The 255-nt window shown below is 47.5% G+C and carries 1 protein-coding gene; it reads right to left on the reverse strand.

Features of this window, described 5'->3' with window-relative positions; all coding sequences use genetic code 11:
* A partial coding sequence (locus MM817_RS16740) for an FAD-dependent oxidoreductase (protein ID WP_241717209.1) occupies positions 1 to 255 on the reverse strand: 255 nt, incomplete at both ends.

Raw genomic sequence — 255 nt, forward strand, 5'->3', positions numbered from 1 at the left:
CACACAAGCGTGCCACCTTGTGAACTGACTGGAATCATGGTATCGTGTAAGCCTATTTCTTTCATGAATTCAACACCGGCCGGTTTACGGGTAAAGATCGAGTCTGGTCCTACTTCCAGTGTGTATGAATCCGTTCTCTTTGTTTGAATTTTCCCGCCAAGTCGGCCCTCTTTTTCTACGAGAGTACACGATATAGCACCTTCTGTTTCAGATGCATAGAGTTGATGGAGACGATAGGCGGCCACAAGCCCAGTG

It is taken from the genome of Sulfoacidibacillus ferrooxidans, from assembly GCF_022606465.1.
Taxonomy (GTDB): domain Bacteria; phylum Bacillota; class Bacilli; order Alicyclobacillales; family SLC66; genus Sulfoacidibacillus; species Sulfoacidibacillus ferrooxidans.